Here is a 12214-nt window from a genome sequence, read left to right as displayed (position 1 = left end):
TTTCGGTATCATTTCGGGTCGGTTTTTAACGCTCCTGTTCGTGCTTTTTCTGACGGCTCGGTGTGCCGTGTAGTATCTGCTCGGTGTTCCGCTTGGCGGTGGCAAGCTGCTCATGCTCGGCTTTGGCGGTGCGGTAGGTGTTGTAAGCTGCGTTTTTCTCGGAAATGAGGGCTTCAATCTCCGTATTCAGCTTGGAAATGGCAGGCAGCTTCTTTCCCGGTGCAAGCACCTTTAGCTGGCGCAGGGTGGCTTCATAGATGATGAAATCTGCTTCATTTGCCCGGTAGTAGGTTTCTGTCTTTTTGCCTTTCAGCTTCTTGTGTTCCTCAATAGTCGGGCGGGTTCGGCGGTAATCGCTGACAACCTTTCGCAGATTTTTCTTGTCGGCTATGGTCTGCTCAATGCCCCGCAGACTTTCCCTTGCTTCGGAAAGGGCTTTCCGGCTGCTCTCCACGGCTGCGTCCAGCTTGTCAAGGTCAAGCAATCCGTTCTCCATGAGAAAGTTGTGGGTAGCCGCCATCTGTTTGAGATTGTGCAGGGAAGCCCAGCGGTCATAGCCTACGCCCTTGCCCTCGGCTCGTTTCGTTTCCCGGTCAACCATGCGCTGTAAACCGTCCTGTTTCGGGGCGATTTTGGCGGATTTTTCCCTCTGCAAATGCCCCGTCATGCTACCGGGGTATTCGGGTATGGGTGTGGTCTGTTCGGCGGCTCTGTGGGCGTTCTGCTCCAAAAGGGCAAGGACGGCGGTACGGTCAAAATCATCCCCCAGCTTCCGGGCGGTAATGGGCTTGGTTCTGTCCGGCGTGAGATAGGACAGCCGCCCCCGGCTCTCCTTGACGGAGATTCCCGACTGCAAAAGCAAAGCTGAAAATTCGTCAAAGGTGCTTGCCCGGTCAAGGGTGTTGCGTATGGTCTGCCGCAGCTTCGCCTTGTCGGTTTCAAACTTGGTTTGCCGGGGCGTGATACCGTCCGCTATCATCGGGGCATTGGCTTTATCAAGGGCAAGCTGCCCTTTCTTCTGCGCCCAGTATTCACGCTCGGTCACTCGGTTCTTACTGCCATGCAAGAGGTCAATCTGATACAGATTTTCCCGGTGGCACATCTCCATGACTTCGGACTTGAAATATTCCATAGCTGCGTCTGTGCAGCGGTGCTTCATGCCGCATTTCGTGTCCGCTGGTCTGTCCATGTAGGGCAGAAGCGGGACAGCTTCAATCCGCAAGCTGTTTATGACGATATGCACATGAATGTTGCCAGAGTGATTGTGTCCGTCCGGGTGGGTGCAGACAATGGCTTGGTGTCCGGGGAAATGCTCTTTGCAAAATTCCTCGCCCAGCGATTGTGCCTTATCAACGGTCAAGCCGTTGTCCGTTCCGTCCCGTGGGTCGAAGCTGATGATATAGTGGTGGGACTTCACATCTTCCCGTTTTTGGTTTTTGCCATAGCGGAGATTGGAGCGCATACAGGCTACGGCAAAATCTTCATCGCCGCAGTTCAGCGTGGCAAGGCGATAGTCCTCACGGGGGACAAGCCGCCCGTTTTCATCAAGGGTAGGCTTCATGGTAAACTCGTCATGCTCAAAGGTAAGGTACTGCTCGGCTGCCCCGTAGTCGGCATTTTTAGAGCTGATATGTTTGAATGTTGCCAACGGCTTCACCTACTTTCTGCAAGACTTCAAACTTCAAGGCTGCAAGGTCGGAAATGGCGACTCGGACTTCGCCGGACAGGGCGTTGTACGGCACACCGTATTCGTTCAGATACCGGGCAATCTGATTGAGGTTGCCGCCGATCCTGCCGTATTCGGCGGTCAGCTTCCCGACAGCGGCAAGCAATTCATCATTGACCGGGGAAACGGTAACAATGGGGCGTATGGTTGCCCGTGTAATGGCTTGCCGGATAAATTCGGACTGGCTCATACCATAAGGGGCAAGCCGGGCGGTAAAATCGGCGTATTCTTCATCGGTCAGCCGGGTCTTGACTACCCTGCTGCGGTGGGGCGTGTTATATCGTTTCATAGGTGGTTGACCTCCTTTCTGTGCGTGGTGTCCTCTCACTAATAGGAGAAAAACGGGGTGTGTAGCGGAACTGTTTTTGAAATAATCCGAAAAGAATTTGCGGGAATTTTTCAAGCGGCGTAAGCCGCATAAGCAGGGTTTGGGGAAGGCACTCCCCAACAAGATTCCCGCAAGGACAAAATGAGCGATAAGCGAAATTTGGTACTGCGGTAGAATCTTGCTCTAAGAAACTGCCGGTCTGCCGCTCACTTCCTACTGCCACTTTTTCGGGAAATCGCAACCAGTTTTTTCATAAAAGGCTGCGGGCTGGCGTTCTCCCTCTCTTTCTGGCAAAGACTTTTCCGGCGGCTTGGTCTTTCCCAACAATAAGGCGTTTCAGAAGCTGTGTTTTGCCCGCTGCTTGATAGAAAACGGGAATTTCCCCCTGCTCACTTATCAGTACCGATACTTTCTCGATTTGCCAAAAATGGGCGCAAAAAAAGCAGCAAATCTTTTTCAGACTTACTGCTTCATGTGCCGCTATGGGGCAGCGGTTATTCAGTTGTAAAATAAAAGAGGGCGGTAGCACTTTGGGCTATCGTCCTCTTGGCTACACATTTGCAAAGACAGGCGGGGCTGTCAACGGTGGGCGAAGCCCATTTACTTGCCGTTGACTGGCTCGGCTGGATTTGCTACTTTCGATCTGATGTTTTCTTGTGAAGAATACACTGTATTGACTTTACCTTGATTTTCCTCCTGTGTTACTGTAATATTAAAGTCGTGAATTTCAGAATTTGTACTAGAGATTTCCAAATTCAAAGAAATAGAAATTACGTTTTTATCAAGTTGTAATCCATCTTCTTTGCAATATGTCGCTGAATAACCACTTGCAAGAACTACCTGACCTACCCCATTTTCATCAAGCACAAATAATGTAGCTGATGAACCAGTTTCTTTATTTCGGGCTATCGCAACCAGTTGTATTGGGGCATTTTCAGCGGAACCAAAAACATATTCTAATAATTCAAATGAAGGATAGTCTTGTGGAAAATTTTCAATAAATTTCTCGCCCCGGCTTTCAATAGAACCGGCACTTTCAAGCTCTGGCAGTACTTCTTTTGTGTTGTCATCAGGTGGAGAATTATTAGAACAAGCACTCAACAAAAGTACAAAAGCTAATAGTAATATAAACAATTTGTTTTTCATTGTGCTTTATATACTCCTGTTGGCGTGTATACCGTCATTCCCTTTGGAACTTTTATGGCTGAGTAGCTAGAAGTTGTTACTTTATAATGGACAGAATTTTTTTGTGGTGCATAAGATTCTGTTAATGTTTTATATTCATAAAAAACATTTTCAGGATAGCCGTCCATATAAACCTTGTATTTTAAACGACCAGCTGTTCTAACAGCAGGAATATAAACATTTAACACTTCAAATTTCCCCGGTGCAATACTATATGAGACACCCGCTGATGTTCCTTTTGTCCAACTACGTGAACCGGTAACTTCAACTCCTACTTCCGCCTGCATTTTTGCAAAAACAACATTTGCTTCTGTTGTGCCATTGGCATAACCCGCAATAGATGCGGTGGTTGTTCCGCTTTGTTCATATTGATATGTAATTTGCATAGGACTTGAGCCTTGAGTATTATCGCCTGAAACAGAACCTAATAATTTATGAGTATAATCAATATTCGTATAATTAGGCTCATAACCTACACATTCTCGTATATATACTCCTCTACGTTCTGGTATTCCTGAATCGTTAGCTGCAAAAACAGTAGTGTTCATTGTTGTTACAATAGCTAAAGAAAAAACTATCCCTAATATTGTTTTGATTTTTCTCATTATGGACTTCCTCCTTTGCTTAAAAAGTTATATTTTGTTGTGTGTTTCATCAAACCATTGGCATCATCTCCTTTTGTTTTATAGTACCATATTTTAGCTATTATATCAATTATCAAATTCAATTTTGCTTTTTTTTGGTTAATTTTTCTGAATAGTGAAGGCTGTCTATCAAATTCTTGTGTGTTACTTTACCGCACATGAGCATTGGCGCCAGGGTTGTCGTTGCCGTAACCTTCCAACAGGTTGATGACACCCCAGATACCAAGACCAGCACCCAGAGCGATAACGAGAGTCTGAAGAACGGTAATTGCCTGTTCAAAAAATGCCATAAATAATATTAGCCGGAATCATTTGAATGATTAGTTAGGTTTGTTTCATAAGCGCACAAAAGCCGGAACAATCTGCCCTCGATATATGAGAGCCTGATTCCGGCTGTCCTCCTTTTTCATTATTTTTCTTGCGATTGTCCGCTTTGTACGCCAATGGCCTCAACTGAGGCAGTTGCGGCAAATAGATACGATCACTCCTTTCTCAGCGGAACCGTATTACACGCCCTCCGTGTCTACTTCATATACATCGCAGACCTCATCAGGCTTGAGTTTTAGTCTGGCAGACAAAAATGCTTCAATATCAAAGGTATTTCGCTTGTCTGCATCAGCTGTGTATTTGAAATTAGGGTGTCTGGTAATGTCATACTTGTCTGAAAGAAACGGACGCACACCGCGCAACTGCAAGATGCACTTGCCGCCATCCATAACTGCCAGCTCGTCCTGGCTCATCAGCTCTTTTCCCAATTTCTGATAGTTAAGCGAGTGGGAGGTCTCCCGTCCCCGGCTCTCTCCGGTGTTGTAAGTGTCTATGGTCTCCTTTCCCAGAACAGCCGCCAACTCTTTCAACGTCGTTGGTTCTTTGCCACCCAGGAAGATGGAAGTATCCATATTGCCGATGATGGTATCGGCATTATCTTTGTAAATTGCCTTGAGCTGGCTCTGTGCCTGCAACACCAGACAGGCAGAGATTTCACGGCTTCGGATGGTGGCCACCAGCTTTTCCAGCTTCGGAATCTGCCCGATGTTAGCACACTCATCAATCAAACAGCGCACATGAACCGGAAGCCTGCCGCCATACACATCATCGGCCTTTTCACAAAGCAGGTTGAATAACTGGGTGTAGCACATGGAAATGAGAAAGTTAAAACTGTCATCCGTATCACTCATAATGAGGAACAGAGCCGTTTTTCTGTCTCCCAGCGTATCCAGTTCCAACTCATCGTAGGATGTAACCTCGCGCAGCTCCGCAATATCAAATGGTGCTAACCTTGCACCACAGCTAATCAGAATGGATTTTGCTGTCTTTCCGCTGGCTAGTTTGTATTTTTTATACTGCTTGACCGCAAAGCAATCCGGCTTTCGTTTTTCCAGGCCCGCAAACATATAGTCCACGGCGTTCATAAAATCCTCGTCATCCTCCTTGACCTCCATCCCGGAAATCATGTCAACCAATGTGTTCATGTTCCGATCCTCGGCGGGGCCCTCGAAAATGATATAGGCGATGAGGGCGCAGTAAAGCAGGGTTTCCGATTTTGTCCAGAACGGATCGCCTTCCTTGCCCTCGCCTTTGGTATTAGAAATGAGAGCGTCCACAAATTTAAGAATGTCGGCCTCGTTGCGGATGTACGCCAGCGGGTTATAGTGCATGGATTTTGTGAAATCAATGGAATTGAACACCTTGATCCGATACCCACGCTTTTGCAGGAAGTGGCCCACCTGCCCGAGAACGCCTCCTTTGGGATCGACACACACATAGCTGCATCCGCCGTTTTTGTCTGCGCTGGCCTGCAAAATCTGCGGAGTAAGCCAGAACCGGGTTTTGCCGGAGCCGGACGAACCGATCACACAGGCATTGAGGTTGCGGGCGTTGGCCGGATTTTTCGGACGGGTATTCATGGTAAGGAACTCCGTCCCGGTCAGAATGATGTTGTTTTCAAACTTTGGATCTACGAAAGGGGCTATATCTTTCGGACAGCCCCAACGGGCTGATCCATACTCCTCATCCCGCCGGAATTTTTTGGCGTTTTTGCTTTTTACATAGACCATTACCCGGAACGCCACAGCCCCCACAATGCCAACAAGCCAGTCAAAAGGAGCAAGCCCCGGGGCAAAGTCGGCAAAGGCCGGGCCAATGGTCTGGCCCAGCCCCATGAGCTTATGAGCAAAATCCGCACCCGCCGCCAGACGGTAGGCCGTCCCAAGTTTGAGAAAGGCCCACAGGACAAACAGATACGGGATGTTGGGAATAATGTATTTTTTGATGCTATCGTTCTTCACGAACCACCTCCTTTGTCCGTTCCTGTGTTTTGGGCGGTTCCTTTACAAGCTGTTCCGCCGCTTTTTTGAGCTGTTCCCGGATGGGGATGCGGCTGGATTTTGACTGTTCCAGAAGCCTGCGGGAATACCGCTCAAAACAGGCGGTAATTGCATCCGCCTGTCCTGCCTTGAAAAACAGCAGGTATTTGTCCGGCCCGGTTTTGTAAAAGGCATAGTCCACATGAAAACGGCGGGCCATACGGTCAAAGAGCTTCGGGGCCTCCACCTCGATGCTGTTCACATTTTCACCGTGAGCCATGAGCTTTTTCACGCTCTGCCTGCCGTGGGGCCTTTGGGCTTTCTTATGCCGTTTGGCGATCTGGCGGCCCGCCGCCCGGAGCACATAGGCCAGCCCCCGGGCTGTCAGCTTGCTGGCCCGGACAGAAATCGCTATGGAGCTCCGGGAAATTTCTTCATCAATCAGTTACACCGCCTCCTTTCGCCTTGGGACAAATTGTCTCGAAGTCCCCGTTACCGTTCCTCGTGGTGTTTTTCAGCCAGCCGCTGGAACCCCTCCTTTGAGGAACCGTCAATAATTTCTTGATAAGCGGCCATCTGCTCCCGGATCGAAAGCTGGGGGTAAGCAAAAACCCTGTGTTCAGCGGGGATGTCCTGGGGGCCGTGGTAGACCTCCCGGAAATCGTCACTTACCTTCGTCACATAGCCGCCCGGTGCAAAGTGTCCGTTTTCGTTGATGGAAATGTCCCGCCCGTATGCTTCAAAGTCAAAGTAGGGTTTTATATTATCCGGCACTTCGAGACTTTCCATATCCTCCACATAAAGGCGGCCCAGCATTTCCTCATTGTCCACGCCGGGATGAAAGTCGTAGCAGTCCAGATTTTGCGTAAGGTTGATCAAGTCCTGCACCGAGCCACAATGCTGGCCGCTGTCCATAACCGCCTCCAGCGTTTCCCGTTCTGATGGGGAGAGCTCCTTCAGCAGATGGGCCAGATGGTTGAGCTCGTCAATGTTTTCATACTCGCCCAGATAGTCATAAAGGCCGAGAATGTCGCTGTCAAAGGAGATAATAAAGTATTCCTGGCAGCGCACCCCGTCCACGCCGATCCGCTTTAAGAGGGACTGCACCTCCTCCGTGTTGGTGGGGAAATGCAGCGTTTCCCCCACCAGATGCCCCGCACTGTAAAGGGCAGGATTTGAAATGAAAGCCTCAAAAACAGACTCCATCAGCGTTTGCCCTGTCCCTTGACGGTCAGGATGCCCTCAAGGGTGGTGGCGGTAATTCCCAGCCGCTGGGCCACGGCAATATCATTTTTCATGGCCTCGGTCATGGTGTGGCCGCAGACCACCAGCACATGGGAGCGGCGGAGCAGGTCACGGCCCATGTCGATGCCGCTTTTATGCTCCTCGGGTACTGCGTCATTGAGAAACAGGGGCAGATAAAGGGGCGGGCAGATCGGGGAAAAGCCTGCCTCATAAACCGCCCGGCAGTAGCGGGCGGCCTGTTCTGCGTTTTCACTGTCGCCGCTCAACCATGCGGCGGTAATGTATGCAAGGGGACGCTTCATAGTCAATACCTCCGATATTTTAATAAGAAAGTTCAGCCCAATCCCCCCGCCCTTTCCCAATCATGGGAAAGGGGGCGGCTCTGGAGGATATACCCCCGCCGCTTGCCGGGGAAATAGCACAGCCGGGGCAGACCGTCAAGGGCAGGCCGCCGTAAAACGGCGGTGCGATGCACCCTTGACAGCCCGCTCCCGGCTGTACGAAAAAACAGGCGGCGACGGGGGATATATACCACCAGAGCCATGATGCGGAGGGCAGGGCCCTCGGGACAAAATGTCTCGAAGTGGTTACTTGTCCTGCTCCATCTTTTTCGGAGCCTTCGCCAGTTCGGGCGGCTGTTTCTCTTTCCACTCGTCAAGCAAAGTCATGATCTGCTCCTTCATTTTGGCGGGAGTGGCCTCCTTGCCAAAATACTTTTCCAGTTCAGCGGTAGAAATAATCACGCCTCGATCCTCCTTTTTCTTTTCTGATAAGATGCCATCAATGACATCACCATTGAGTTTCCCGTCCTTGTCCAGCTCCCGGAGCTTTTTCGCTTGGGCCAGAGAGGGGGATGCCTGTTCTCCGTCAATGGAAACAGCGATCAGCCGCTGGTTTTTGGGGCGGATATAGGAAATCTCCACAGCGGGCATAAAGCCCATTTTTTTATCGTCCACCTTGTCCAGCAGTTCCGGCACAAGGGAGTTCAGCCGCAGATAACGCATGACCTTTTTATAGTTCATGTCGTGCGCCTCGCCCACGATCTCAACGGAGCGTTTTCCAATATCGCCCTCGGCCACATTTTTCAGCCGCCCGCCCTGGTGCTTGATGTCCTCCACTTCCAGTTCCAACAGGGCGGCCAGTTCGCTGGGGAGCGTCTGATCCCTCTGCTTGTTGCTGTCCTTCATGGCCTGTACCGCCTCGTGGTCAGTCATTTCCCGGACGATAAAGGGCATTTCCTCCAGCCCGGCCAGCTCACAACCATGATGGCGGCGATGGCCCGCCACGATCTCATAACCGTTGCCATCCTTTTCCGGGCGGGCAAGACCAGGAACCATTACGCCGTTTGCCTTGATGGACGCTACCGTTTCCTGCATTTTGGCGTCGTCCCGCACCTTAAACGGGTGGGGGCGGAATGTGTGGAACGGATGCATTTCGGAAAGTTTCAGATAGACCAGCTTTCCTTCCTCCACAGGACGGGGTGGAGCGGCTGGCTCAGGCGGAGCCTGTTCCGGGGCCGGAGCCGCATTTTCGGGTGGGGCCTTTTCGGGTTCCGGGGGAGCTTTAACCTCCGCAGCCTTTTTCCCACTTCGGGACAATTTGTCTCGCTTAGTCGGCGTGGCCTCGCCGGGGGCCGCCTTATCCGCCTTGGGTGGGCGGCCCTTGCGGGGCTTCGCCGCCTCCTTGCCCGCAGGCTCCGCTTTTTCCTCTTTTGGAGGACGGCCCCGACGGGCCTTTTTCGGTTCGCCATCCCCAGCGGCGGGAGGTTCCTCCTGCGTTTTCTCCTCCGGCTCTTTTGCCGCCGCCTCTTTTTCTACCTCGGCCCGGGCTGTCTGCCGCTTTTCATTCATCAGCTCATTGATTTTGTCAAAGGACACCACCACATCACCGGGCTCGGGCTGGGCAGGCCCCTCCTGCTGGGGTGTGGGAGCGGCAGTCTGTTCGGGAGCTGGAGCCTGGGGCCCGTCAACCGTAACAGGAGCGGGAGCCTCCGGGAGCTTCTCCTCACCGGGGCCTGTGTTCAATTTTTCATCTGCCATTCACTATCCTCCTTTTTGTGAAAGTTGCACAATTTTGCGGGTTAAATTTCTGCAATTATTTTTCCGCCTCCTTCCGGTCTATCCACGCAAAAAAGCCGCCCGATTTGAACGCCGGACGGCTTTTTGTGTAATGTGATAGATCAAATATTATTTTTTGTGGTTCGTAGGCTCCGAAAAGCCTTGTATTTACAGCGTTCCTAATAGGAAACAATCATATGGTAATTGAATCACAAACGTGCTTCCTTTTTTCTTTTTGCCAGAGGTTACCGTAATCGTACCCGCGTGTTTTTCGATAATTTCTCTCGATAGAAAAAGTCCGATTCCTGTACCACTCTTTTCCATGACCTCCTTGGAACTTCCTCTGTAAAATCGTTGAAAAATTTTGTGATACTCATTCTGTGGAATACCAATTCCCTGATCCTCAATTTCCATTCTTACAAGATCGTTTCTTTTTTGTAACCGGATAAATATTTTTGAACCACACGGACTGTACTTGACCGCATTATCCAGAACATTGATCACAGCTTCACCAAGCCACCTTTTATCCTGCATAATCGTGCATGTTTCCAGCTCTTTTTCATAGTCAAAAACGAATTCAATTTCTTTCTCATCCGCTTTAGGATAAGTGCGGTTCACAGCAGATATGACAGTATCCATAAGCGGAAGTTTTTTCTTATTAATCTGAATCAGTCCAGTTTCCATCTTGGATATTTCAAGAAGCGACTGCAATAATGTCTCCAGTCCATCCAGAGCACTCCGACAACGGATACGAAACTCCTCCTGTTCTGTGGCACTTAAGTCATTCTGCATCAGCACACTAAAACATGTATCCAAAGCTGCAACCGGTGTCTTTAACTGGTGAGAAATATCAGAAACCATTTCTTTCGTGTTCTCCTTTTCTGCCCTTGCTTCTTCCTTTATCAACTGAATATGATGTCCGATTGCTTCAAGCTGGTCATTCAATTTTTCCAGTTCTGCATGATTTTCCGTTTTCAGTAAATCATCAAATTTATTTTCACGGAATCTGATCAGAATTTCTTCCAACTGGTCTAAAATTTTCTGATGATACGCATCTTCTTTTTTCTTCCAATAAAGTAAAAAAGTCAAAAGAAGCACGCATATCACAGTGCTTACAGCACCGGTCACCATAACCTGATGCCGGAATTGCGAATAAAATGCATTCCCTTTATTCCCCCAGTATCCATATTGCTCCAATAATCGCCTTCCCTGTTCGTTAGTTTCAATATCCTTATCCTTAAGCAATTCCGAAACAGCATCCAGCCCGGAAAATTCTTCCTTTGCAGCAATCTCTGTCATAAGATTCATTTTATATTTATAATCTTCATAAAACACATACGTGGTAAAGCAATTTAATATTGCAAACAATAATATGACAGGTAATACCAAGGAGAGCACTACTGTAATCTTCTTGCGGTATCTCTTTGTCACTGCCTTACCTCCTGATTCCATATATACCCAAGACCTCTGATATTCTTTATATAGACCGGTGCAGCCGGATTGTCTTCGATTTTCTCACGGAGTCTTCTGATATTGACAGCGATTGTATTTTCATCCACAAAATCCCCTTCCAGATCAAACACATTTTCCAATATTTGTGCTTTTGAAAGAATCTGTTTCGGATTCTGAAGAAAAAAAGTCAGCATTTTCAATTCCGTTTTTGTCAGACTGATTTCACGACTCTTTATCAGGACTTTCATTTCTCCTGCGATAAATACGATATCTCCCGAAATCATCTTTCCGGCTTCCGTTTTCTCCTGTCTGCGGCGGAAATGTGCTTCTATTTTCAAAAGAAGTACCGAAAGACTAAACGGCTTTGTAATATAATCATCTGCCCCTGCTTCATATCCCATGACCTGATCCATCTCCTGATCTAGTGCTGTAAGACAAATAATGTATGTATTATAATTGCATCTCATCCACCTTACAAATTCCAGTCCATTCCCATCCGGAAGATTCACATCACAAATGGTAACATCCACATTATGATCACTTGCAATTCTTTTCGCTTTTTTCACTGATTCTGCTGAAAAAACCTCATATCCGGATTTTTTCAGTGAAAATGTAATTCCACGATTTAAATTTTCATCATCTTCAACCACGAGTATACCTGGCATAGCATATGCACCTCTCTTTATTAACTATATATATCAGCTGGGAGATGACTCCCACCTCTATAGGTGGTGAGAAACAAGCTTGTATCAGTGGGGGAGTCAATCCCCCAGCTGATATAGCCTCCGGCAGGATTGCAGAGGTGCGCAGTAGAAGTATGTCTTGCAATTGCATGACGCGCACCTCGCAGCAAGAATGCCGAGGCATTCTTGAATTAATATCAGAGTACTGCTTCTTCATTTGTATTCTTCTAAAACTCTTTATATTATAAAAAACCGTTCCACTCTCGTGAAACGGTTTCTCTTTGTACCTTCAAAACTATATACTGCATATCTTTTAGACATTTTCTATCCTATGACGCTTCGCGAAGAGTTGCGACTTCTTTCATTTACGAAAGCGGTCATTCGGAATCCGCTTCGCTTCTTCCTCATGTCCTTTGCTTCGCAAATGTCCATCCGCCTGTCCTGTTCCGCCTCAGAGTGCAAGCACTCTTCGTCTTCACAGCCCAGCCGTCTGGCCGCTTTCTCCGCTCTTGGTCAAGCCCTCGACCTATTAGTAACAGTCAGCTCCATGTGTTACCACACTTCCACCTCTGCCCTATCTACCTTGTC

12 protein-coding genes are annotated in these 12214 nt (G+C 48.6%); all 12 read right to left on the bottom strand.

What is annotated here, in order from left to right; all coding sequences use genetic code 11:
- Positions 1–25: 25 nt before the first annotated feature.
- The 12 genes from OCV63_RS16805 to OCV63_RS16750 all read right to left on the bottom strand — a co-directional run bounded on the left by OCV63_RS16805 (position 26) and on the right by OCV63_RS16750 (position 11608).
- Positions 26–1648 carry a relaxase/mobilization nuclease domain-containing protein gene (locus OCV63_RS16805; protein ID WP_003533417.1) on the bottom strand — a complete coding sequence of 541 codons (1623 nt, stop codon included), beginning with the start codon at positions 1646–1648 and terminating at the stop codon, positions 26–28.
- Complete coding sequence (locus OCV63_RS16800) at positions 1620–2054, bottom strand: plasmid mobilization protein (protein ID WP_226822778.1); 435 nt, start codon at positions 2052–2054, stop codon at positions 1620–1622. The genes OCV63_RS16805 and OCV63_RS16800 overlap by 29 nt, the downstream gene beginning before the upstream one ends.
- 600 nt (positions 2055–2654) lie before the next feature.
- Entirely contained in the window at positions 2655–3200 is a 546-nt protein-coding gene (locus OCV63_RS16795; protein ID WP_006857810.1) for a hypothetical protein, read from the bottom strand.
- Complete coding sequence (locus tag OCV63_RS16790) at positions 3197–3844, bottom strand: YfkD family protein (protein ID WP_006857809.1); 648 nt, start codon at positions 3842–3844, stop codon at positions 3197–3199. The genes OCV63_RS16795 and OCV63_RS16790 overlap by 4 nt, the downstream gene beginning before the upstream one ends.
- A 188-nt stretch (positions 3845–4032) precedes the next feature.
- Entirely contained in the window at positions 4033–4173 is a 141-nt protein-coding gene (locus tag OCV63_RS16785) for a Maff2 family mobile element protein (protein ID WP_007037419.1), read from the bottom strand.
- 216 nt (positions 4174–4389) lie between these two features.
- A complete protein-coding gene (locus OCV63_RS16780) occupies positions 4390–6171 on the bottom strand; it encodes a VirD4-like conjugal transfer protein, CD1115 family (RefSeq protein WP_158365362.1) in 1782 nt (593 codons plus the stop codon).
- The gene (locus OCV63_RS16775; RefSeq protein WP_470365372.1) at positions 6158–6562 is read right to left on the bottom strand and encodes a PcfB family protein; all 405 of its coding nucleotides are present in this window, start codon (positions 6560–6562) and stop codon (positions 6158–6160) included. The genes OCV63_RS16780 and OCV63_RS16775 overlap by 14 nt, the downstream gene beginning before the upstream one ends.
- A 119-nt stretch (positions 6563–6681) precedes the next feature.
- Complete coding sequence (locus OCV63_RS16770) at positions 6682–7395, bottom strand: antirestriction protein ArdA (RefSeq protein ID WP_158365360.1); 714 nt, start codon at positions 7393–7395, stop codon at positions 6682–6684.
- The gene (locus OCV63_RS16765; RefSeq protein ID WP_014080816.1) at positions 7395–7736 is read right to left on the bottom strand and encodes a DUF7768 domain-containing protein; all 342 of its coding nucleotides are present in this window, start codon (positions 7734–7736) and stop codon (positions 7395–7397) included. Before OCV63_RS16765 ends, OCV63_RS16770 begins: the two co-directional genes overlap by 1 nt.
- Positions 7737–8021: 285 nt before the next feature.
- Positions 8022–9473: a ParB/RepB/Spo0J family partition protein gene (locus OCV63_RS16760; protein ID WP_158365359.1), complete on the bottom strand. Its 1452-nt coding sequence runs from the start codon at positions 9471–9473 to the stop codon at positions 8022–8024.
- Positions 9474–9659: 186 nt separating this feature from the next.
- Positions 9660–10943: a sensor histidine kinase gene (locus OCV63_RS16755; RefSeq protein WP_158365358.1), complete on the bottom strand. Its 1284-nt coding sequence runs from the start codon at positions 10941–10943 to the stop codon at positions 9660–9662.
- Positions 10919–11608, bottom strand: a complete 690-nt coding sequence (locus OCV63_RS16750; RefSeq protein WP_158365357.1) for a response regulator transcription factor — start codon at positions 11606–11608, stop codon at positions 10919–10921. The genes OCV63_RS16755 and OCV63_RS16750 overlap by 25 nt, the downstream gene beginning before the upstream one ends.
- Positions 11609–12214 lie beyond the last annotated feature (606 nt).

This window comes from Laedolimicola ammoniilytica (assembly GCF_025567165.1).
Taxonomy (GTDB): domain Bacteria; phylum Bacillota; class Clostridia; order Lachnospirales; family Lachnospiraceae; genus Laedolimicola; species Laedolimicola ammoniilytica.
The sequence above is the reverse complement of the archived record's forward strand: the minus strand, read 5'-3'. Positions and strand labels throughout refer to the sequence as shown.